We start from the raw sequence: 21,493 nt of genomic DNA, 5'->3' as shown, positions 1-21,493 counted from the left end.
GCGACGTGCCCCTGTCGATGTCGCCCGGGAAACGGCTGACGAGCGCCTGCATGGCGGCGGACGGCGAATCGAAACGCATCGGAATGTCCTGTCTGTTTTTTTGGGGCGGAATCAACGGCGCGCGAATGCCGTTGGCCGGAAGCGACGTCAAGTATCGAAAGCATTCGTGACGTCGAAATGAAATCCGGCGGATCGAAAGCGGGAGGATTTCCTCTGGCGGGCAACTGCGCTCCAGCTTCCGGCGCGCGCGCAGATGGGGTTCGATACAATGGCCGCTGTCACTTTTTTTGGGGACGCCCGTTCCTTGGACTTCCAGACACCACCGGGTTTGTCGGTCGATACCGGCGGCGGCAAGACCGTGCGCCTGTCCGGGCAATGGACCGCGCTGGCCCTCGCCCGCAACCGCGGCGCCGTGGTGCGGCGCGCGGAAAAGCTCGCGCGCGAGCTTGCGCACGATCTGTCGCACGGCGGTGCGCAGGACGGGCCGGGCGGCCGCTGGGATCTCTCGGCGATCGAGCGGCTCGACCACGTCGGCGGCCAGGCGCTCTGGCGCGTCTGGGGCCACCGGCTGCCGACCGGCCTGGCGCTCACCGCGAACCAGCGCACCATCTTCGAACGGATCCAGCGGCTCGACGAGGCGCGCGAGGCGCCCGAGCCGGTGGTGCGACACGATCCGATCACGCGCTTCGGCCTGTCGCTGATGCAGTTCGGCGAGCATCTGTATGGCGCGATCGGCATGTTCGGGCGCGTGATCCTCGATTTCGGCTCGATCCTGCGCCGTCCCAAAACCATGCCGTGGACGGAAATCTCGGCGAACGTCTACAACGCCGGGGCCAAGGCGCTGCCGATCACCGCGCTGGTCGCGTTCCTGATCGGCATCGTGCTCAGTTACCTGTCGGCGCAACAGCTTCAGCAGTTCGGCGCGAACCGCTACATCGTCAACATCCTCGGGCTGTCGGTGATCCGCGAGCTGGGGCCGGTGTTGTCGGCGATCCTGGTGGCCGGGCGCTCCGGCTCCGCCATCACGGCGCAGATCGGCGTGATGCGGGTGACCGAGGAACTCGACGCGATGCGCGTGATGGGCATTCCGCACGGGCTGCGGATCGTGCTGCCACGGGTGGTGGCGCTTGGCGTGGCGATGCCGCTGCTGGTGATGTGGACCAACATCGTCGCGCTGTCGGGCGGCGCGCTGGCGGCCAAGCTGGTGCTCGGCATCGACGTCAATTTCTTCGTGCGCTCGCTGCCGAGCGTGGTGCCGATCGCGAACCTGTGGATCGGGGTCGGCAAGGGCGTGGTGTTCGGCATGCTGATCGCGCTGGTGGGCTGCCATTTCGGCTTCCGCATCAAGGCCAATTCGCAGAGCCTCGGTCAAGGCACCACCACCTCGGTGGTCAGTTCGATCACGGTGGTGATCCTCGCCGACGCCGTGTTCGCGATCCTGTTCCAGAACGTGGGGCTCGGATGATGAACGACAGGCCGACTTCCGCCGATCAGGCCGATGCAGCCGACGCCGGCACCGCCGCCGCCGCGATGCGCACGGCCACCGAGGGCGACGGCGCGCCCGACTACGTGATCGAAGTGCGCGACTTGACCAAGCGCTACGGTCGCAACGTGATCCACGAACATCTCGATTTCGACGTGCGGCAAGGCGAGATCGTCTCGATCGTCGGCGGCTCGGGCTCCGGCAAGACCACGCTGGTGCGGCAGATCCTCGGGCTGGAGCGGCCCACCTCGGGCACCGTGCGAGTGTTCGGCCAGGACCTCGCCGCGCTCGACACCGATTCCGCGCGCGTGATGCGCAGCCGTTCGGGCATGCTGTTTCAGCAAGGCGCGCTGTTCTCGTCGCTGACGGTGTTCGACAACATCGCCCAGCCGCTGCGCGAGCTGGGCCGGGTGCCGCAGGATCTGCTGCACGAGATCGTCATGCTGAAGCTGGAGATGGTGGGCCTGCCGTGCAAGCACGCCTCGAAGATGCCGTCGGCGCTGTCGGGCGGGATGATCAAGCGCGTCGGCATCGCGCGCGCGATCGCGCTGGAGCCGGAGCTGCTGTTTCTCGACGAGCCCACGGCCGGGCTCGACCCGCGCGCCTCCGACGAATTCGTCGACCTGATCGCCACGCTGCACCGCACGCTGGGCCTGACTGTCGTGATGATCACGCACGATCTGGATACGATGGTGGCGCTGTCGACGCGGGTGGCGGTGATCGCCGACCGCAAGGTGCTGGTGGCCGCACCGGTGGAGGAGGCGGCCAGCGTCGATCACCCGTTCATCAAGGAATATTTCCTCGGACTGCGCGGCCGTCGTGCGCTGCAGGCGTTGCCGCCCGAGCGGCGTGCCAAGCTGCCGAAGGCGGCGCTCGAGCCGGCGCTCTCCAGCGTCGAGCTGTAACTGGAAGGAATCGCGAATGGAAAACAAATCACATGCATTCTGGGCCGGGCTGTTCACCCTGGGGCTGCTGCTCGCGATCATCGCGACCGTGTTCTGGTTCAACGTCGACCGCTCGGTACGGATTCCCTACGATCTCGTCGCGCGCACCAACGTGACGGGCCTGTTCCCCGATGCCGACGTGCGCTATCGCGGGCTGGGCGTCGGCAAGGTGGCGTCGATTCATTTCGACCGGACGCACCCGGGCGAGATCGACATCCGCATCCTGGTCGACAAGGACGCGCCGATCACGCGCTCGACCTACGGCAGCCTCGGCTTCCAGGGCGTGACGGGCATCGCGTTCGTGCAGCTCGACGACACCGGCACCGATCCCGCGCCGCTGCCGACCTCCGACAAGGCGATCGCGCAGATCCCGCTCCACCCGAGCCTGCTGGACCAGCTCCAGAAGCGCGGCGACGGGCTGCTCAAGCAGATGGAAGTGGCCGCGCAGGCCGTCAACGCCATGTTGTCGCCGCAGATGCGCGAGCAACTCGAATCGACGGCCAAGAGCGTGCAGCAGGCCGCCGACGGCGTCAGCACGCTGACGCATTCGCTCGAACCGGTCACGGCGCAGTTGCCCGAAACCACCCGTCGCATGAATCAGGCGCTGGCGTCGGCCGATGCGCTGCTCGCGCCGCGCGGCCCGCTGGTCGCCAACCTCGACCGCGCCGGCCGGGCGGCCGAACAGGCGGGAACTGCGCTGACCTCGATGAATCAGACGCTGTCCGAACTGAATGCGAGCGTGCGTTACGAGACGCTGCCGCGCGTCAATGCGTTGAGCATGAACATCGGCGATACCTCGCGCACGGTGCGCGATGCGGCCGATGCGTTCACCCGTAACCCGCGCAGCCTGCTGTTCGGCGCCAGCGCCGGCCTGCCGGGCCCGGGCGAGGCCGGCTTCACCTGGCCGCAGCCGGCCGGCCGTTGAACGCGCGAGCGGGGCGGGCGGCGTGCCGCCGTGCCCGTAGCCTGTCGAGCACCGGCTGCCGCGCGCGGCGTCGAACCACGCTCCGCAATCCGTCACCGAAACCGGGCCGCCGCCTCGTGCGGGGGCCGTAGCAACCGACGGCCGTCACGACGCGGCCACCGTCAAGGCAATCACGACCATGCAGGAATCCGCGATGTCACGCTTCTCTCCCGTCCTGGCCCGTCGCTGCGCTGCGCTCGGCGCCGCCTTCGCGTTCACGCTGCTCGCCGGCTGCGCGAGCGACGCCGCCCGCATGTCGAACATCCGCTACGATCTCGGCCCGCTCGACCCGTCCACGCTGACCGCCTCGCCCGCCTCGGGCACAGTGATCAAGGTGCTCGATGTGCGTGCGCCCGATGCGTTCGATACCGACAAGTTCGTCTACCGCCTGGCCTATGTCGATGCGCAGCGCATCGACACCTATCGCGACAGCCGCTGGACCGCGCCGCCGGCGCAACTGCTGACGCAGCGCCTGCGCGCCGCGCTGTCGGCGCGCGGCGCGGTGCTCGACGGCGGCGATGCGGTGCGGGCGGCGGTGCTGCGCGTCGAGCTGAACACGTTCGAGCAGGTGTTCGACGGCCAGTCGCAGAGCCACGGCGAGGTGTCGGTGCGCGCCACGCTCACGCGCGACGGCACGCTGCTCGGCCAGCGCACGTTCGTGGCGCGCGCGCCGGCCAGTTCGCCCGATGCGGCGGGCGGCGCGAGCGCGCTGGCGGCCGCCAGCAACGATCTCGTCACGCAGTTGGTGGCGTGGCTCGCCGTGCAGGCCAGCGGGCCGCAATGACGCGCGCGCGGCCGGCTTCCCGTCGCACGGAGCCGCCGCGATGACGCCCGCCGCTGCGCCGTCGCGCGGGCCGTCGTCGCTGGGGCGGCGGCTGTTCGCGGCCTATGCGGCGCTGGTCGTCTATGCCTCGCTGTACCCGTTTCTCGGCTGGCGCTCGCTTGGCGTCGGCCCGTTCGATTACCTGTTCGCGCCGATGCCGCGCTACTGGACGGGTTTCGATGTCATCACCAACGTGATCGGCTACCTGCCGCTCGGTGCGCTTGCCGTCGCCGCGCTGTACCCGCGCGTGAAGGGCGTGCCGGCCGCGCTGCTGGCGACGCTGCTCGGCACGCTCGTGTCGGGTTCGATGGAAGCGCTGCAAACCTACCTGCCGACGCGCGTGGCGTCGAATCTCGATCTCGGCGCGAACGCGCTCGGCGCCTTGCTCGGCGCGGCCATCGCGGCGCCGGTCGTGCCCGCGCTGGTCGAGCGCGGGGTGATGCGGCGGCTGCGCGACACATGGTTCGAGCGCGACGCGGCCACGCCGATGTTGCTGTCGGCGCTCTGGCCGTTCGCGGTGTTGTTCCCGTCGCCGTTCCTGTTCGGCATCGGCAGTTGGCCGAGCGAGCTGTGGGACCGCGCCGACCTGTCGATGCGCGACGCGCTGCTGGCCTGGGCGCCGGCGCACTGGCGGCTCGACATCTGGCCCGACGCGATCGACGCGCGCCTGTCGGACAGCGCCTGGGAAGTCGTGCTGGCCGGGCTCGGCCTGTATGCGGCGCTGGCGCTGGCGTCGCTGACGATGCGCCGCCAGGCGCCGCGCATGCGGCTTGCTCTGGCGTTCGTGGCGGTGGCGTTGATGCTGAAGACGGCGGCCACCTTCCTGCAGTTGCGCAGCGGCCTGTCGTTCGACTGGGCGACGCCGGGCGCCTGCGGCGGCATTGCGGCCGGCCTGGCGGCGGCGCTCGTCTCGCTGCGGCTGCGCGCGGTGTGGCGTGCGACGGCCGCCGCCGTGGCGCTGGCCGTGTCGCTGCTGCTGGTCAACCTGTTGCCCGTGAATCCGTTCTTCGACTACGCGCTGTCGGGCTGGAGCCAGGGCCGCTATCTGCACTTCAACGGCATCGCGCGCTGGCTCGCGTGGAGCTGGCCGTACGCGGCGCTGGTGTGGCTTGCGTGGCACGCCGAGCGCGGCTGGCTCGGGCGGCGCACGCGCCGGCGCGCGGGCGGTGGAGATGGGCAGGGCGGTGGTTCGCGGTGAGGGCGGTGGCGGCAGCAGGCGCGGCCACCGCTCGCTATAATCGGTCCTCCCGACACCTACCCAATCCAGCCGGCGGCGCACGACGCACGCGGGCGGCCCCCACATCATGAACGCCAGCTACTACCAGCATCACGTGTTCTTCTGCCTGAACCAGCGCGATCCCGGCGCGGACCGCCCGAGCTGCGCGAACTGCGATGCGCAGCACATGCAGGAATACGCGAAGAAGCGCGTCAAGGAACTGGGCCTGTCCGGCGCGGGCAAGGTCCGCATCAACAAGGCCGGCTGCCTCGACCGCTGCGAGGAAGGCCCGGTGATGGTGGTCTACCCCGAAGGCACCTGGTACACCTACGTCGACAAGCAGGACATCGACGAGATCGTCGAATCGCACCTGCGCGACGGCAAGGTGGTCGACCGCCTGAAGATCTGAGCGCACGCGCTTTTCACCCGTATCCGGACGCCGCATGAACGCCCAAACGCAGAAATCCCTGATCGACGGCCCGGTGGGCCGCATCGAGATCGCCGTCGATTTGCCGCCCGACGAGGTGCCCGTGCGCGGCATCGCGCTGGTCGCGCATCCGCATCCGCTGTTCGGCGGCACGATGGACAACAAGGTCGCGCAAACCCTGGCGCGCATCTTCACGCAGCTCGGCTACATCGTCACGCGCTCGAACTTCCGCGGCGTGGGCGAGACCGAGGGCACCCACGACAACGGCCAGGGCGAAACCGACGACCTGCTCGCGGTGCTGGCCCACATGCGCGCGCGGCCGGGGCAGGAGACGCTGCCGCTGGTGCTGGCCGGCTTCTCGTTCGGCACGTTCGTGCTGTCGCACGTGGCCAGGCAGTTGCGCGAGCGCGGCGACGCGGTCGAGCGCATGGTGTTCGTCGGCACGGCGGCGAGCCGCTGGGCGGTGGCCGAAGTGCCCGAGGACACCATCGTGATCCACGGCGAGACCGACGACACGGTGCCGATCGCGTCCGTCTACGACTGGGCGCGGCCGCAGGAGCTGCCGGTGGTGGTGATCCCCGGCGCCGAGCATTTCTTCCATCGCAAGCTGCATATCCTCAAGCGCGTGATCGTCGACGCCTGGCGTTGACGTGCCCCGGCGCGAGGGCTTGCCGGCTTGCATCGGGCCGACGGCGCGGCGCCTTTCATCTGTTTGTCGCATACGACAGAAACGGCTTACGGCGGCTTCGGCCCGCCGCGCGCCCGTATAATGGCCGGGTTTGCCCGCGTCGCGCGGCACCCTCGGCGGTGCGCGCGGCAGCGTCCCGCGACGCCGCGTCACCCACGCGCCGCGAACCGCCGCTGCCGCAGCCTGTCCAACTCCGCGCGCCGTGTCAGGCTCCGCCCAGGTGCCGGCCGGACCGCTCGCCGTCCCGGTTCCCCGATCTTGCGCCCCGTGCGCAGCACTTTCTGCCATCAGCCTGAATCGATCATGCGTTTGTCCTCCGTAGGCCTCAAGTCTCTCGCTTCCTCCACCGCCTTCGCTGCTGCCGCGCGCAATATCGCGCTCGGCGTCGTGGTGCCCGCCGCGCTCGTGACGACGGTTGCCGTCGCGCAGGCCAAGCCTGCCAAGAAGGCGGCCGCGGCAGCCGCCGCCGCCGCTGCGGCGCCCACCGGCGCGCCGGCTACCTTCATGCCGGGCGCGGTGCCCCCGCCGGGCGTCAACGCGCGCTCGTGGGTGCTGGTCGACGCCAGCAGCAACCAGGTGCTCGCTTCCGGCAACGCGGACGAACGCGTCGAGCCGGCCTCGCTGACCAAGCTGATGACGGCGTACCTGGTGTTCGAGGCGCTGTCGACCAAGAAGATCTCGATGGAGCAAATCGTCACGCCGAGCGACGCCGTGCGCCGCGTCGGCACCGACGAATCGCGCATGTTCATCGAAGCCGAGAAGCCCGTGTCGGTGCACGACCTCGTGTACGGCATGATCATCCAGTCGGGCAACGACGCCGCCATCGCGCTGGCCGAGCTGGTCGGCGGCAGCGAGTCGCAGTTCGTCAACCTGATGAACACCGAGGCGCAGAAGCTCGGCATGACCGGCACGCACTTCGCCGACGTGAACGGCATGCCCGATCCGCAGCACTACACGACGGCCGGCGACCTGGCCAAGCTGTCGGCGCGCCTGATCCGCGATTTCCCGGATTACTACAACATCTTCTCGGTCAAGGAATTCCGCTACAACAACATCACCCAGGCGAACCGCAACCGCCTGCTGTGGACCGACCCGACCGTCGACGGCCTGAAGACGGGCCACACGCAAGCGGCCGGCTACTGCCTGATCGCCTCGGCCAAGCGCGCGCTGCCGGGCGCCGATGGCGGCACGCGCCGTCTGGTGTCGGTGATGATGGGCGAAACCAAGGAAAGCGACCGCGTGGCCGACAGCATGAAGATGCTGAACTACGGCTACAGCGCGTTCGACGCCGTGCGTCTGTACAAGGGCGGCCAGGCGGTGGCCACGCCGCGCGTGTACAAGGGCAAGGACAACGCGGTGCAGGTCGGCGTGCAGAAGGATCAGTTCGTCACGCTGCCGAAGGGCGTGGGCGACACGATCAAGCCGCAGGTCACGCTGAACACGCCGCTGATCGCGCCGCTGGCCGAAGGCCAGCAGGTCGGCACGGTGCAGTTCGTGGCCGACGGCAAGACGGTCGCGCAGTTCCCGGTCGTCGCGCTGCAGGCGGTGCCGGAAGCGGGCCTGTTCGGCCGCATCTGGGATTCGATCCTGCTGATGTTCGCCAAGAAGTAAGCACGAGCGGGGCGGCGGTGGCCGAGAGCCATCGCCGCGCCGTCATGTCGCCGTCGGCGGTAAGCTGTCGGCTCGGGCTGGCCGCGAAGCCCTGCATTCCGGTTTCGCGGCCAGCCTTTGCATTCGGCCGCTGTATTTGGCCGCTACATCGCACCCCGGCGGCGCGCCATCGTGTCGAACGCCTCATCCACTTTCGTTGATCGCCATGAGCCAAGCTGATTTCGACCCCGTCGTCTATCTGAGCGTCAATGCCGAGGAGCAGCGCGTGGCGCTGTCCGAGGCGCGCGTGCCGGTGCTCGATCGCGGTTTCATCTTCGGCGACGGCGTGTACGAGGTGGCGCCGCTCTATCTGAACGAGGGCTCGCGCCGGCCGTTTCGGCTGCCGCAGCACCTGGCGCGGCTCGACCGCAGCCTCAAGAAGCTCGACATCCCGAACCCGCGCGACGACGCCGGCTGGCGCGCGCTGATCGACGAGCTGCTGGCGGCCAATGCCGACAGCCTCGGCGATGCGCATGCGAAGGTCTATCTGCAGATCACGCGCGGCGTGGCGAAGCGCGGCCACGCGTTCCCGGCCGGCATCGTGCCGACCGTGTTCATGATGGTCAGCCCGATGGAACTGCCCGGCAACGAGATCCGCACCACCGGTGTGCGCTGCGTGACGGCCGAGGATCGCCGCTGGCTGCACGCCGACATCAAGGTCACCTCGCTGCTCGGCAGCGTGCTGATGGCCCAGCATGCCGCGCAGCGCGAGGCGTTCGAGACGATCCAGTTGCGTGACGGCAACCTGACCGAAGCGTCGTCGTCGAACGTGTGGGTGGTCAAGAACGGCGAGCTGCTCGCGCCGCCGCGCAGCAACAAGATTCTCGAGGGCGTGCGCTACGCGCTCGTCGAGGAATTGGCCGAGGAATGCGGGATTCCGTTCGTCGCGCGCGAGATCAACGAAGCCGAACTGCGCGCGGCCGACGAGATCCTGCTGACCTCCGCCACCAAGGAAATCCTGCCCGTCACGTCGCTCGACAATCTGCCGGTGCAGGACGGGCGCCCGGGCCCCGTGTACATTGCGCTGTACGAGGCCTATCAGCGCGCCAAGTCGCGCGAGCTGGCCGCCGCCTGAGCGCGTTTTTATCGATTCTTTCTGGAGAAGCTTATGACGACCGACCCGACCAAGACAGTCGAACTGACTGGCGCGATCGATACCAGGAAGGACACGTTGCTGGAATTCCCCTGCGATTTCCCGATCAAGATCATGGGCAAGGCCCATCCCGAATTTCGCGACACGATCTTCAAGGTCGTGGCCGTGCACGACAATGAAATCGATCTGGAGAAGATCGAGGAGCGTTCGTCGAGCGGCGGCAACTACACGGGCCTGACGATCACCGTGCGCGCCACCAGCCAGCAGCAGCTCGACGACATCTACCGCTCGCTGACCGGCCATCCGATGGTCAAGGTCGTGCTTTAAGCGCTGCTTTCCGGCGTGTCGGGGTGGCGGCGTCGGCCGCCGCGCCGCGCGCCGGTTCGGTTCGCTCGCCAGTTTCACCCCCCCGCTGTTCCCCCCGCCGCATCGTTCGTTTCGTCCTCCCCCGTTTTTCCCCGCTGCACCGCCTCCGGCTGCGCATGCCCATCGTGCTGCTCGTGCCGCGCCGCGTGCTGCGCATCGAGGCGCGCCCAATCCGCCTCGAACGTGGCCAGATGTTCGAGGATCCAGTTGCGGAATGCCTGCACGCGCGGCAGGTTCAGCCGGTTCGGCTGACACACGAAATAGCAGTGCCACGGGCTCGGCCCGGTGATGTCGAACAGCCGCACGATGCGGCCCGCGGCCAGCTCGCTGGCGGCGATCGAGCGGCGCACCAGCGCGATGCCCTGGCCGTCGATGGCCGCCTGCACCAGCTGCGACGAATCGTGAAACAGCACGCCGCGCTTCGGCTCGGTCAGCCGGTCGAGCCCGGCCGCGTCGAACCATGGGCGCCAGAGTTCGTCGTCGGAGCGCAGCAGCGGGTAGTGCACCAGATCGGCCGGCGCCTTCGGCAGCACGCCGCCGTTCAGCGTGGGCGCGCAGGCCGGGAAGAACAGCTCGTCGAACAGCTTCTCGACGTGCAGCCCCGGGTAGATGCCTTTGCCGAAGCGGATCGCGAGGTCCACGTCGTCGCGCGTGAAATCGGTCAGCGAGTTGGTGGATTGCAGTTCGAGATCGATATCGGGATGGCGATCGATGAACGAGCCGATGCGCGGCGTGATCCAGCGCGCGGCGAACGACTGCAGCGAGGACACCACGAGCCGATTGCGCCGGTCGGTTGCGCGCACGTCGAGCGTGGCGTCGTGCAGGATGGTCAGCGCGGCACGCACCTGCAGCGCGTAGCGCTCGCCGGTGTCGGTCAGCGCGAGCCGCTTGCCGTTGCGGGTGAACAGCGGCACGCCGAGTTCTTCCTCGAGCGAGCGCACCTGGTGGCTGATCGCGCCGTGCGTGACGAACAGCTCGTCGGCCGCGCGCGAGAAGCTCTGATGGCGCGCGGCGGCCTCGAAGGCGCGCAGGGCATTGAGCGGAGGCAGTTTGCGTAGGTCCACTTGCTAATTTTTCTCACAAGAACGTGAAAACGTATCGTTTTGCGTAAACCCTTGATGTGCCTAGGATTGTAGTCATTCCAATGTGATTTCCGGAGCGCATCATGAGAGAAATTTCGACAAACGTCGTGTTCGAGATCCAGGCTGGCGAAACGGTGCCGATGGTGGTGGCGCACAGCACGCGCCTGACCGTGCAGGGCGCCACGGTGTGGGCTACCCGCAGCGAGGACGTGGACGACTACTTCCTGGCCCCCGGCGCGACGCTGCGCCTGCGCCGCGGCGAGCGGCTCTGGCTCGGCGTGGAAGGGCCGGCGTCGGCGCAGGTTGCGTTCAGCGTGGTGCCCTCGCCGTGCCAGGCGGCGCGCTCGGCGCTGAAGCGCCTGGCGAACTGGGTCTCGACGCGGCTGCACGACGGCTGGCGCGTGGTGTGAGCGCGGTGTAAGCGTTACCGGGGCCGGATCGGGCCGCGTACGAGGCCCGGCGGCGCGGGGCGGTTTTCGGTAAACTCAGCGCCCATGTCAGCGCCGCCGGTCACCCACTTGTCCCCCCATTCCATCGATTCCGGCAGTGCCGCGCCGTCCGAAAACGGCACGGCACTGCCGTCGCTCGTGGTGCGCTGGCTCGGCAGCGCGCCGTACGCGCCCACCTTCGATGCGATGCGCGCGTTCACCGATGCGCGCGGCGCCGATACCGCCGACGAAATCTGGCTCGTCGAACACCCGCCCGTCTACACGCTCGGCCAGGCTGGCGACCCGGCGCACCTGCTGGTGGCCGACAGCGGCGTGCCGCTGGTCAAGGTCGATCGCGGCGGGCAGATCACCTATCACGGCCCCGGCCAGATCGTCGCCTACCTGCTGGTGGACCTGCGCCGCCGCAAGCTGATGGTCCGCCCGATGGTCGAGCGGATCGAGCAGGCCGTGATCGAGACCCTCGCGGCGTATAATCTCGCGTCGGTCCGCAAGGCGGGCGCGCCCGGTATCTACGTGGAATCGGGGCCGCATGCGGGCGCAAAGATCGCCGCGCTCGGTCTGAAAATTCGCAACGGATGCAGTTATCACGGGCTCAGTCTCAATGTCCGGATGGATCTCGCTCCGTTTCTCGCGATCAATCCGTGCGGCTACGCGGGACTCGAGACGGTCGACATGGCGGCCGTCGGCGTGGTCGCCGACTGGCGGAACGTGGCCGATACCCTCGTGCGCCGTCTGACCGCCAACCTTGACGGCGCCCCCGCCGCCGTATTGCCGCAGGCACTGGAACACACGAATGACTGACGTAATCGCAACTCCGGCATCGGCCGAATCGGCCGCCTACGATCCGACCGCCAAGCAGAAGGCGCAGGCGAAAACGGCTCGCATCCCGATCAAGATCATCCCGATCGAGAAGCTCAAGAAGCCCGACTGGATTCGCGTCAAGGCGGCCACCGGCAGTTCGCGCTTCAACGAGATCAAGACGATCCTGCGCGAGCACAACCTGCATACGGTGTGCGAGGAAGCGAGTTGCCCGAACATCGGCGAATGCTTCGGCAAGGGCACCGCGACGTTCATGATCATGGGCGACAAGTGCACGCGCCGCTGCCCGTTCTGCGACGTCGGCCACGGCCGCCCCGATCCGCTCGACGAGAACGAGCCGGGCAACCTGGCGCGCACCATCGGTGCGCTCAAGCTCAAGTACGTGGTGATCACGAGCGTCGATCGCGACGATCTGCGCGACGGCGGTGCCGGCCATTTCGTCGAGTGCATCCGCCAGGTGCGCGAGCAGTCGCCGGACACCCGCATCGAAATCCTGACGCCCGATTTCCGCGGCCGTCTCGACCGCGCGATCGGCATCCTGAACGCCGCGCCGCCCGATGTGATGAACCACAACCTCGAAACGGTGCCGCGCCTCTACAAGGAAGCGCGCCCCGGTTCGGACTACGCGCATTCGCTGAAGCTGCTCAAGGATTTCAAGGCGCTGCATCCGGACGTCGCCACCAAGTCGGGCCTGATGGTCGGCCTGGGCGAAACGCCCGAGGAAATCCTGCAGGTGATGCGCGACCTGCGCGATCACAACGTCGACATGCTGACGATCGGCCAGTATCTGCAACCGTCGGAGCATCACCTGCCGGTGCGCGAATACGTGCACCCGGACGTCTTCAAGATGTACGAGGAAGAGGCCTACAAGATGGGCTTCACGCATGCGGCGGTGGGCGCGATGGTGCGTTCGAGCTACCACGCCGATCTGCAGGCGCACGGCGCGGGCGTGGTCTGACACCCGCCGCTTGGCCGATTTGACGAGAACCCGCCGCGAGGCGGGTTTTTCGTTTTTGGGCGCGGCTGTCGCGTCATTGCCGGCGGCATCCGCTTCAGCGCGAAATGCATAGCGTCAGCAGCGTCAATTGCATCGCAGGAATCGATAGAACCGCGTGGGCATGAAGTCTCTATAGTCGGGCGTTTTCGAACCACCGCATCCGACCCGAGAGGTAAGCCATGCCGCGTTTCCGTTCCGTCCGCACCGTCCTGACCCTCGCGCTTGCCGGCGCCGTTGCCGCGCTGACGCTCGCCGCCGCCCCGGCGCGGGCCGCCGACAAGGAAGTGGTGATCGCGTATCAGGACATGGTGGTGCCGTGGCGCTATGCGCAGGCGACGGGCGAGGTGGAGAAGGCCACCGGTTACAAGGTCACGTTCCGCAAGCTCGGCAGCGGCGCCGACGTGATCCGCGCGCTCGCCTCGGGCTCGGTGCAGCTTGGTGAAGCCGGCTCGGCGCCGATCGCGGCGGGTTTGTCGCAGGGCGTGGATCTTTCGCTGTTCTGGATCCTCGACAACATCAACGATGCCGAAGCGCTGGTCGCGCGCAACGGCTCGGGCGTCAACAGCGTGGCCGACCTGAAGGGCCACAAGATCGGCGTGCCGTTCGTCTCGACTTCCCACTTCCACGCGCTGGTCGCGCTGCAGCAGGCCGGCGTCGATCCGAACTCGGTCAAGATCCTGAACCTGCGTCCGCCCGAAGTGGCGGCGGCGTGGGCGCGCGGCGACATCGACGCGACCTATATCTGGGATCCGGTGCTGGCGAAAGTGAAGCAGAACGGCAAGGTGCTGATCACGTCGGGCCAGGTGGCGAAGGCCACCGGCAAGGCGACGTTCGACGGCTTCGTCGCCACGCGCCGCTTCGCGCACGACAACCCCGAATTCGTCGCGCGCTTCGTGAAGGTGCTGGCCGCGGCCGACGCCGATTACCGCGCGCATCCGAACGCCTGGGGCAAGGGCTCGGCGCAGGCCGCCGCGGTGGCGAAGGAGTCGGGCGCGAATGCCGACGACGTGCCGGCCAGCCTCGCGCTGTACGCATTCCCGTCGGCGGCCGAACAGGCCTCGACGACCTGGCTCGGCGGCGGCGCGCAATCGGGCGCGGCGAAATCGCTGGCGGCCACGGCGGCGTTCCTGAAGTCGCAGGGGACCATCCAGGCGGTGCTGCCCGATTACTCGGTCGGTGTCGATCCGCAATTCGTGAAGGCCGCCGCGCACTGAGCGCGAGCTACGGAGGAACGCGCGATGAGCAGGCTCGATATCCGGCGGCTGTCGGTCGCCTATCCGGGGGAGCGCGGGCACGGCGACACGCAGGCGCTGGTCGACGTCGATCTGTCGATCGACAGCGGCGAGTTCGTGGTGGCGGTGGGCGCATCGGGGTGCGGCAAGACCACGTTGCTGAACTGCATCGCGGGCTTCGTTGCGCCGACCACCGGCGAGGTGCGGCTCGACGACGAGCCGGTGCTCGGGCCGGGCGTCGAGCGCGGCGTGGTGTTCCAGAAATACGCGCTGCTGCCGTGGCTCGACGTGCTCGGCAACGTCGCGCTCGGGCTGCGCTTTCAGGGCGTGGCGCGCGCCGAACGCGAGGCGCGCGCGCGGCAGATTCTGGCGCTGGTCGGGCTGGAGCGGCATGCGCGCTCGCGCGTGTACGCGCTGTCGGGCGGCATGCAGCAGCGCGTGGGCATCGCCCGCGCGCTGGCCGGCGACCCGCGCGTGCTGCTGATGGACGAGCCGATGGGCGCGCTCGACGCGATGACGCGCGAGTCGATGCAGGAGCTGGTGCTCGACCTGTGGGCGCGCACCGGCAAGACGGTGTTCTTCATCACGCACGACGTGGAGGAGGCGCTGTTTCTCGGCACGCGCGTGGTGGTGATGACGCCCGGGCCGGGCCGCATCGCCGAAACGCATGACTTGCCGTTCGCGCGGCGCTTCGTGCAGACGCGCGATGCGCGCGGCGTGAAGTCGTCGCCCGACTTCATCGCGTGGCGCGAGCGTCTGATCGGTTTGCTGCACGGGCGCACGAGCGCGAAGGAGGCCGCATGAGCGCGCACGACGACATCGCGCTGGAGGCCGGCGCGCCGCCACATCCGGACGATCGGACGCGCTCGCGCACGGTGACGTGGCAGGCGCAGCCGCGCACGGCCGCCGGGCAGGGGCGTGCGGCCGACGCGGCAACGCGGCCGGCTCCGCGCGTTGCCCCCACGACACCGCGCCGCCGCACCGCGCATCGCGGCGCACGACGCCCCGGCGAAGGGCCGACGGCCGCGCTCAGTGCGGCATCGGTGGCCGGGCTGGCGCTGCTCTGGTGGGCCGCCACGTATTTCGGCTGGGTGCCGCCGCTGTTCCTGCCGTCGCCGGCCGCCGTCTGGCAGGCGTTCGTCGAGGCCTGGCGCGGGCAGCTTCAGGGTGGCGTGCCGTTGATCGAGCATCTGGGCTGGAGCGCGCTGCGGGTATTCGGCGCGTTCGCGCTGGCGGCGCTGTTCGGCATTCCGGCCGGCATCCTGATGGGCGTGAGCCGCGTCGCGCGCGGCCTGCTCGATCCGCCGCTCGAGTTCTATCGGCCGTTGCCGCCGCTGGCCTATTTGCCGCTGGTGGTGATCTGGTTCGGCATCGACGAAACCGCGAAGATCGTCGTGATCTTCCTGGCCTGCTTCGCGCCGATCGCGATGGCCGCGCGCGCCGGCGTGCGCAGTGCGACGCACGAGCAGATCGCCGCCGCGTATTCGCTGGGCGGCAGCCCGTTGCAGGTGGTGCGCCACGTGGTGTTGCCGGCCGCGTTGCCGGAAATCCTGACCGGGCTGCGGATCGCGATCGGCTTCGGCTGGACCACGCTGGTGGCCGCCGAGATGGTGGCGGCCACGGCCGGGCTCGGGCAGATGGTGCTCAACGCGTCGAGCTTCCTGCGCACCGACGTGGTGGTGATGGGCATCGTGCTGATCGGCGCGATCGCGTGGGGGTTCGACCTCGCGATGCGCGCGCTGGAGCGGCGGCTGGTGCCGTGGAAGGGGCGCGGGTAGGGAGACGGGGCGGGCGGCCGTTGCGCCGCCGCCCCTGTCCTGGTTTCCCCTCAATCCCCCGCCGCCACGCCTTCCCGTCTCGGATCGGCCCCGCCGATCCACAGCGATTGCCCGTCCACCGTCACGCGCTGCAAACCGGCCAGGTCCGAGTTCAGTTCGGTCGCGACGACCGTGTGGCCGCGCCGCTTCAAGCCATCGATCAGCGTATCGGACACACGCCCGGCTTCCACTTCGGTCGGCCCGTTGCGCGAGCCGAGGTTCGGCAGCGCGATGGCCTGCTGGATCGTCATGCCCCAATCGCCGATGCCGATCAGCGTCTTCGCGACGCTCGTCGCATCCGCGCCGCCGAGCGCCAGCGCAACGCGGCGCGTGCCGCGCTCGAACACCAGCTCGGGCGCGAGCGAGGCGCGCGCACGCTTGCCGCCGTCGAGGCGGTTCGCGAGCGGCCGGCCGTGATCGCGCGGCTGTCGCGAGAAGCCCGTCAGCGCGTCGTTGAGCAGGAAGCCGCGCACCATCAGCCGCGCGCCGAACGGGTCGCCCAGGCTCGACGACATCGACACCACCGCGCCGTTGCGATCGACCACGCTCAGTTCGCTCGCGGCGGGCGGCGGCGAGAGCGCGTCGGCGTCGTCGCCGAACGCGGTGGCCAGCGAGGAGCCGGGCGGCACGCCCGCGTCGGCGTGGCCGAGGCTGGTGTCGCCGAGCCGTTGCAGGCGTTGCGCCAGATAAGTGGGGGCGATCAGCCGCTGCCAGTCGCCGGCGGGCGCGGGTACGCGGTCCGGGTCGCCGAGGTAGCGCGCGCGATCGGCATAGGCCAGGCGGCCGGCCTCGCTGAACAGGTGCGCGGCCTGCGGCGTGGGCTCGACGCCGAGCGCGGTGGGCACCGGCCGCTGCGCGCCGATGCGCTGCCAGTCGGGCAGGCCGTCGAGCAGGCCGAGCATCTGGGCAACGGCGATGCCGCCCGACGATGGCGGCGGCATCCCGCACAACGTCCATTTGCGGTAATCGCTGCAGAACGGCGCGCGCGGCACGGCGCGATAGCGCGCGAGATCCTGCGGGTTCAGCAGGCCGGGGTTGCCCGACTGGCTCACCTTTGCGGCGATGTCGCGCGCGAGCGGCCCGCCGTAGAACGCGTTCGCGCCGCCGGCCGCGATCTGCCGCAACGCGGCGGCCAGCGCCGGATTGCGCAGCAGCGTGCCGGCCGCCTTGGGCCGCCCGTCCTTCTCGTAGAAATAGTCGCGCGCGGCCGGATCGTTGCGCAGCCACGGATCGCGCGCGATCTGCGCGGCCAGGCGCGGGCCGATCGAGAAGCCCTGCGTGGCGAGCCGGATCGCCGGCTGGAACAGCCGCCGCCATGGCAGCTTGCCGTGCGCATGGTGCGCGAGTTCGAGCATCCGCAGCATGCCCGGCACGCCCACCGGCCGGCCGCCCGCCGCGCTCTGCGCGGGCGGCAGCAGCTTGCCGTCGCGGTCGAGGAACAGGTGTTCGGCGGCGGCGGCGGGGGCGGTTTCGCTGCCGTCGTAGGCGTCGGTGGTCTTGTCGTCGGCATAGAGCAGGAACGCGCCGCCGCCGATCCCCGACGATTGCGGCTCGACCAGCGTCAGCACCAGTTCCGCGGCGATCGCGGCGTCCACGGCGCTGCCGCCGGCCTTGAGGATCTCGTCGCCGGCCTGCGCCGCGTACGGGTTCGCCGCGACGATCATCTCGCGCTGCGCCGACCAGCCCGGCTTGTCGTTCCAGCCGCTGGCCGCCTCGGCCGTGCGCACGCCGAAGGCCGGCGGCGCGGCGGCGGTGCTCGCGGATGCCGCACCGGCGGCCTGCGCCGACGTCGCGCCGGAAGCCGCCGAAGCCGCCGCGCCGCCCGGGCCGCCTGCACCGGTGCTCGAACACGCGGCAAGCGCCGCGAGCAGCGCCGCGGCGGCGAACGGGGCAACGCGATGGGTGAGGCGGTGGAGCGGGGCACACGGGCCAAACAGGACAAACCGGGCAGACGTGTCGAGCGGCACGCGCACGGCGGCGCGTTGCGCGGCGGCGCGCGCGCGATGCAGGCGGGACGGGCGCGGGCGAAGCCGGTCGGTCATCGTGTACCTCGGGGAGAGCAGCGGTGTCGAAGGATGCGCCGTCGCGCGGCGCGGCCCGCTTGCGCGCCGGTCGATTGCGGATCGGGCGCCGCTCGCGGGCCGACTATTGTCGCTGCCTGCCCACCCGCCTGTCATTCGTCGAATCCCTCGAATCGTGCCGTGCCACCGCACCGCCGCGCCTCACTCCACCGCGCGCCCCGATTGCCGCGCCGCGTCGAGGATGAAATCGATGAACGTCGAGGTCGCGCGCGTGTGGTGCCGGTTCGGCATGTAGAGCATCGCCATGCGCGTGCCGAAGATGCTGAGCCGGTACGCGTCGAGCGTGGTCACCACGGCGCCGCGCCGCAGATCGTCCTGGATCACGTAGTCGGGCACGATGCCCACGCCGAGCCCGGCCAGCACGGCTTGCCGCAGGAACAGGAAGTTCTCGGAGATCAGCGTCGGCGCGAGCAGCACCTCGTGACGCTCGGCGCCGAGGTAGGCCGCGATCCGCAACTGCCGCCCGAGCACGGTGGCGGTGATCAGCGGCGCGCCGGCCAGCGCGTCGAGCGTGCCCGGCATGCCGTGCGCGGCCGCGAACCCGGGCGATGCGCAGGCGACGTAGCGCACCGCGCCCATGTCGCGCGCGACGAGGTTCTGCGGCGGTTCGGCCATCACGCGCACGGCGATATCCACCTCGTCGCGCAGCAAATCCTCCACGCGATTCTCGAACACCACGTCGAGCACGATGCCCGGGTATTGCCGCTTGAACGCGATCAGCCAGTCGGACATCACGATCTGCCCATAGCCGCTCGGCACCGACAGCCGCACGCGCCCCTGCAATGCCTGCCCGAGCGTGGCCACGGTTTCCTGCGCGGCCAGCAGCTCGTGCTGGATGCGCCGGCCGTGCTCGACCAGCCGCAACGCCACTTCGGTCGGCTCGATGCGCCGCGTGGTGCGCCGCACCAATTGCAGGCCGACCGATTTCTCGAGCTGGTTGAGCCGGTAGCTGACGTTGGCGCGGCTCATCTTGAGCCGTCGCGCGGCGTTGCTCAGGTTGCCGGCGTCGAGGATCTCGACGAGCAGCGTCAACGCGTTGATGTCCATGGCGGGGTCCGATGTGAGGGGAATTGTCAAAAGATATTTGACAGCTTGTAAAGGGAACTGGGAATTGTCAATTCGACTCGATCAATCGAGAATCCCAACACGACTGTCGGGCCGCTCGTCGGCCCGCAGGTCACTACTCAGGAGACGCGATGACCGATTCGAATCCCTCCGCCGCCGCTTCGGCTTCCCCCACCGGCACCGTGACGCGCGAGCGCCGCGACGCCGTGCTCGTCGTCACGCTCGATCACCCGCCTGTCAACGCCCTGTCCACCGAAGTGCGGCGCGGCCTGCTCGACGCCATCGAGGCGGCCGCGGGCGACGACGCCGTGGAGGCGGTGCTGCTGGTCGGCGCGGGCCGCAACTTCATCGCCGGCGCGGACATCCGCGAATTCGGCAAGCCGCCGCAGCCGCCTGCGCTGCCCGACGTGTGTGGCCGCATCGAGAACAGCGCCAAGCCGGTGATCGCCGCGCTGCACGGCGCGACGCTCGGCGGCGGGCTCGAAGTGGCGCTGGCCGCGCATTACCGGATCGCGCTGCCGGGCGCGATGCTCGGCCTGCCCGAAGTGCTGCTCGGCCTGTTGCCCGGCGCGGGCGGCACGCAGCGCACGCCGCGCCTGATCGGTGCCGCGGCGGCGCTCGATTTGATGTTGAGCGGGCGCCGTGTCGATGCGCCGGCCGCTTACGTGATGGGCCTCGTCGACCGGCTCGCGACCAGCGACGACACGCTGGCCGAAGGGCTGGCGTATGCGCAGACGCTGCTCGCGAGCCGTGCGCCGGTGCGTCGCACGCGTGACGCCGACGGCCTGGCCGATCGCGCCGCCGCGCAGGCCGCGATCGACGCGGCGCGCGCCGAGCTGGGCAAGCGTGCGAACGGGCTGTTCTCACCGCAACGCATCGTCGAGGCTGTGGAAGCGGCGCTGACGCTGCCGTTCGACGAGGGCATGGCGCGCGAGCGGCAACTGTTCCTGGCCTGTCTCGACAGCCCGCAACGCGCGGGCCTGGTCCACGCGTTCTTCGCCGAGCGCGAGGTGGCCAAGGTGCCGGGCGCGCGCGACGCGGCGGTGCGCCCGATCGAACGCGCGGGCGTGATCGGCGGCGGCACGATGGGTGCCGGCATCGCCGTGGCCGTGCTCGACGCGGGGCTGCCCGTGGTCATGATCGAGCGCGACGAACGGGCGCTCGCGCAGGGCCGCGCGCGCGTGGCGAAGGTGTACGACGCGTTGGTCGCGAAGGGGCGGCTCGCCGATGCCGCGCGCGACGAACGGCTCGCGCGCCTGAGCGGCAGCACGGTGTACGACGCGCTGGCCGATGTCGACCTCGTGATCGAGGCCGTGTTCGAGGACCTGGCCGTCAAGCAGGCCGTGTTCGAGGAACTGGCGCAGGTCACGAAGCCGCGCGCGGTGCTGGCCACCAACACGTCGTATCTCGACATCGACGCGATCGCCGCCAGCGCGGGCGAGCGCGCCGGCGACGTGATCGGCCTGCATTTCTTCTCGCCGGCCAACGTCATGAAGCTGCTCGAAATCGTGGTGCCCGCGCAGGTCCGCCCGGACGTGGTGGCCACCGCGTTCGCGTTCGCGAAGCGGCTGCGCAAGGTGGCGGTGCGCGCGGGCGTGTGCGACGGCTTCATCGGCAACCGGCTGCTGGCCGCGTATCGCGGCGCGGCCGACCTCGTCATGGAAGACGGCGCGTCGCCGTACCAGATCGACCGCGCGATCCGCGAATTCGGCTTTCCGATGGGGCCGTACCAGGTCATCGATCTGGCCGGCGGCGACATCGGCTGGGCCACGCGCAAGCGTCGCGCGGCCACGCGCGATCCGGCGCTGCGCTACGTGGCGATCGCCGACCGGCTGTGCGAGCGCGGCTGGTTCGGGCAGAAGACGCAACGCGGCTTCTATCGCTACCCGGACGGCGCGCGCACCGGCCAGCCCGACCCCGAGGTCGAGCAGATCGTGGCCGACGCGCGTGCGGCCAAGGGCATCGTGCCGCGTGAGTTCAGCGACGACGAGATCGTGCGCCGCTATCTGGCCGCGATGATCAACGAGGCCGCCAACGTGCTGCACGAGGGCATCGCGTTGCGCCCGCTCGATATCGACGTGGTGCTGGTGCACGGCTACGGCTTTCCGCGTCATCGCGGCGGCCCGCTCCATTACGCCGACACGCTCGGCCTCGACACGGTGCTGGCCGACATTCGCCGCTACGCCGAGGAAGATCCGGCGTTCTGGAAGGCGTCGCCGCTGCTGGTCGAGCTGGCCGAACGCGGCGCGCGCTTCGAGAGCTTGAATTCGAAAGCCTGAACCGGGCCGGCCGAACGC

20 protein-coding genes are annotated in these 21,493 nt (G+C 69.7%); 17 read left to right on the top strand and 3 right to left on the bottom strand.

The genetic code is table 11. The features are described 5' to 3' along the window. Nucleotides 1-304: 304 nt before the first annotated feature. From AB4850_RS30910 to AB4850_RS30865, 10 genes are all read left to right on the top strand, one after another. Nucleotides 305-1,465, top strand: coding sequence for an MlaE family ABC transporter permease (locus AB4850_RS30910; protein WP_414443200.1), 1,161 nt, complete (start codon nucleotides 305-307; stop codon nucleotides 1,463-1,465). Further along, nucleotides 1,465-2,388: an ABC transporter ATP-binding protein gene (locus AB4850_RS30905; protein WP_414443199.1), complete on the top strand. Its 924-nt coding sequence runs from the start codon at nucleotides 1,465-1,467 to the stop codon at nucleotides 2,386-2,388. Before AB4850_RS30910 ends, AB4850_RS30905 begins: the two co-directional genes overlap by 1 nt. Before the next feature lie 16 nt (nucleotides 2,389-2,404). Next, nucleotides 2,405-3,352, top strand: a complete 948-nt coding sequence (locus AB4850_RS30900) for an MlaD family protein (RefSeq protein ID WP_414443198.1) — start codon at nucleotides 2,405-2,407, stop codon at nucleotides 3,350-3,352. Between the two features lie 193 nt (nucleotides 3,353-3,545). After that, nucleotides 3,546-4,175, top strand: coding sequence for an ABC-type transport auxiliary lipoprotein family protein (locus AB4850_RS30895; RefSeq protein ID WP_414443197.1), 630 nt, complete (start codon nucleotides 3,546-3,548; stop codon nucleotides 4,173-4,175). A 40-nt stretch (nucleotides 4,176-4,215) separates the two neighbouring features. Continuing rightward, nucleotides 4,216-5,412: a VanZ family protein gene (locus tag AB4850_RS30890; protein WP_414443196.1), complete on the top strand. Its 1,197-nt coding sequence runs from the start codon at nucleotides 4,216-4,218 to the stop codon at nucleotides 5,410-5,412. Nucleotides 5,413-5,518: 106 nt separating this feature from the next. Then, the gene (locus AB4850_RS30885; RefSeq protein WP_414443195.1) at nucleotides 5,519-5,839 is read left to right on the top strand and encodes a (2Fe-2S) ferredoxin domain-containing protein; all 321 of its coding nucleotides are present in this window, start codon (nucleotides 5,519-5,521) and stop codon (nucleotides 5,837-5,839) included. A 34-nt stretch (nucleotides 5,840-5,873) separates the two neighbouring features. Beyond that, the gene (locus AB4850_RS30880; protein ID WP_414443194.1) at nucleotides 5,874-6,506 is read left to right on the top strand and encodes an alpha/beta hydrolase; all 633 of its coding nucleotides are present in this window, start codon (nucleotides 5,874-5,876) and stop codon (nucleotides 6,504-6,506) included. A gap of 342 nt (nucleotides 6,507-6,848) precedes the next feature. Continuing rightward, a complete protein-coding gene (locus AB4850_RS30875; RefSeq protein ID WP_414443193.1) occupies nucleotides 6,849-8,156 on the top strand; it encodes a D-alanyl-D-alanine carboxypeptidase family protein in 1,308 nt (435 codons plus the stop codon). Between the two features lie 205 nt (nucleotides 8,157-8,361). Continuing rightward, nucleotides 8,362-9,270, top strand: a complete 909-nt coding sequence (locus AB4850_RS30870) for a D-amino acid aminotransferase (RefSeq protein ID WP_414443192.1) — start codon at nucleotides 8,362-8,364, stop codon at nucleotides 9,268-9,270. A 33-nt stretch (nucleotides 9,271-9,303) separates the two neighbouring features. Next, entirely contained in the window at nucleotides 9,304-9,615 is a 312-nt protein-coding gene (locus AB4850_RS30865; protein ID WP_414443191.1) for a YbeD family protein, read from the top strand. A gap of 74 nt (nucleotides 9,616-9,689) precedes the next feature. Here the strand turns inward: AB4850_RS30865 and AB4850_RS30860 are convergent, their stop codons facing one another. Beyond that, nucleotides 9,690-10,718: a transcriptional regulator GcvA gene (locus tag AB4850_RS30860; protein ID WP_414443190.1), complete on the bottom strand. Its 1,029-nt coding sequence runs from the start codon at nucleotides 10,716-10,718 to the stop codon at nucleotides 9,690-9,692. Nucleotides 10,719-10,819: 101 nt separating this feature from the next. On the opposite strand from AB4850_RS30860, the gene AB4850_RS30855 reads away from it, so the two are divergent. The 6 genes from AB4850_RS30855 to AB4850_RS30830 all read left to right on the top strand — a co-directional run bounded on the left by AB4850_RS30855 (nucleotide 10,820) and on the right by AB4850_RS30830 (nucleotide 16,011). Next, on the top strand, nucleotides 10,820-11,146 hold the full coding sequence (locus AB4850_RS30855) for a DUF2917 domain-containing protein (protein WP_414443189.1): 327 nt from the start codon (nucleotides 10,820-10,822) through the stop codon (nucleotides 11,144-11,146). Nucleotides 11,147-11,230: 84 nt separating this feature from the next. Beyond that, the gene (lipB, locus tag AB4850_RS30850) at nucleotides 11,231-11,986 is read left to right on the top strand and encodes a lipoyl(octanoyl) transferase LipB (RefSeq protein ID WP_414443188.1); all 756 of its coding nucleotides are present in this window, start codon (nucleotides 11,231-11,233) and stop codon (nucleotides 11,984-11,986) included. Beyond that, nucleotides 11,979-12,962: a lipoyl synthase gene (lipA, locus tag AB4850_RS30845; protein WP_414443187.1), complete on the top strand. Its 984-nt coding sequence runs from the start codon at nucleotides 11,979-11,981 to the stop codon at nucleotides 12,960-12,962. The genes lipB and lipA overlap by 8 nt, the downstream gene beginning before the upstream one ends. Before the next feature lie 218 nt (nucleotides 12,963-13,180). After that, on the top strand, nucleotides 13,181-14,215 hold the full coding sequence (gene tauA / locus AB4850_RS30840) for a taurine ABC transporter substrate-binding protein (protein ID WP_414443186.1): 1,035 nt from the start codon (nucleotides 13,181-13,183) through the stop codon (nucleotides 14,213-14,215). Between the two features lie 24 nt (nucleotides 14,216-14,239). After that, on the top strand, nucleotides 14,240-15,037 hold the full coding sequence (locus AB4850_RS30835; RefSeq protein WP_414443185.1) for a taurine ABC transporter ATP-binding protein: 798 nt from the start codon (nucleotides 14,240-14,242) through the stop codon (nucleotides 15,035-15,037). Next, nucleotides 15,034-16,011 carry an ABC transporter permease gene (locus AB4850_RS30830; protein WP_414443184.1) on the top strand — a complete coding sequence of 326 codons (978 nt, stop codon included), beginning with the start codon at nucleotides 15,034-15,036 and terminating at the stop codon, nucleotides 16,009-16,011. The genes AB4850_RS30835 and AB4850_RS30830 overlap by 4 nt, the downstream gene beginning before the upstream one ends. 50 nt (nucleotides 16,012-16,061) lie before the next feature. On the opposite strand, the gene AB4850_RS30825 is transcribed toward AB4850_RS30830, so the two are convergent. Together AB4850_RS30825 and AB4850_RS30820 are read right to left on the bottom strand one after the other, a co-directional pair. Further along, entirely contained in the window at nucleotides 16,062-18,092 is a 2,031-nt protein-coding gene (locus AB4850_RS30825; RefSeq protein ID WP_414443183.1) for a gamma-glutamyltransferase family protein, read from the bottom strand. A 180-nt stretch (nucleotides 18,093-18,272) separates the two neighbouring features. Further along, on the bottom strand, nucleotides 18,273-19,178 hold the full coding sequence (locus AB4850_RS30820; RefSeq protein ID WP_414443182.1) for a LysR family transcriptional regulator: 906 nt from the start codon (nucleotides 19,176-19,178) through the stop codon (nucleotides 18,273-18,275). 149 nt (nucleotides 19,179-19,327) lie between these two features. Between AB4850_RS30820 and AB4850_RS30815 the strand changes: the two genes are divergently transcribed. Beyond that, nucleotides 19,328-21,475 carry a 3-hydroxyacyl-CoA dehydrogenase NAD-binding domain-containing protein gene (locus AB4850_RS30815; RefSeq protein ID WP_414443181.1) on the top strand — a complete coding sequence of 716 codons (2,148 nt, stop codon included), beginning with the start codon at nucleotides 19,328-19,330 and terminating at the stop codon, nucleotides 21,473-21,475. Nucleotides 21,476-21,493 lie beyond the last annotated feature (18 nt).

The organism is Burkholderia sp. 22PA0106, from assembly GCF_047497155.1.
Taxonomy (GTDB): Bacteria; Pseudomonadota; Gammaproteobacteria; order Burkholderiales; family Burkholderiaceae; genus Burkholderia.
Note: the sequence above shows the minus strand (reverse complement) of the source record. Positions and strands in the feature narration are given on the sequence as shown.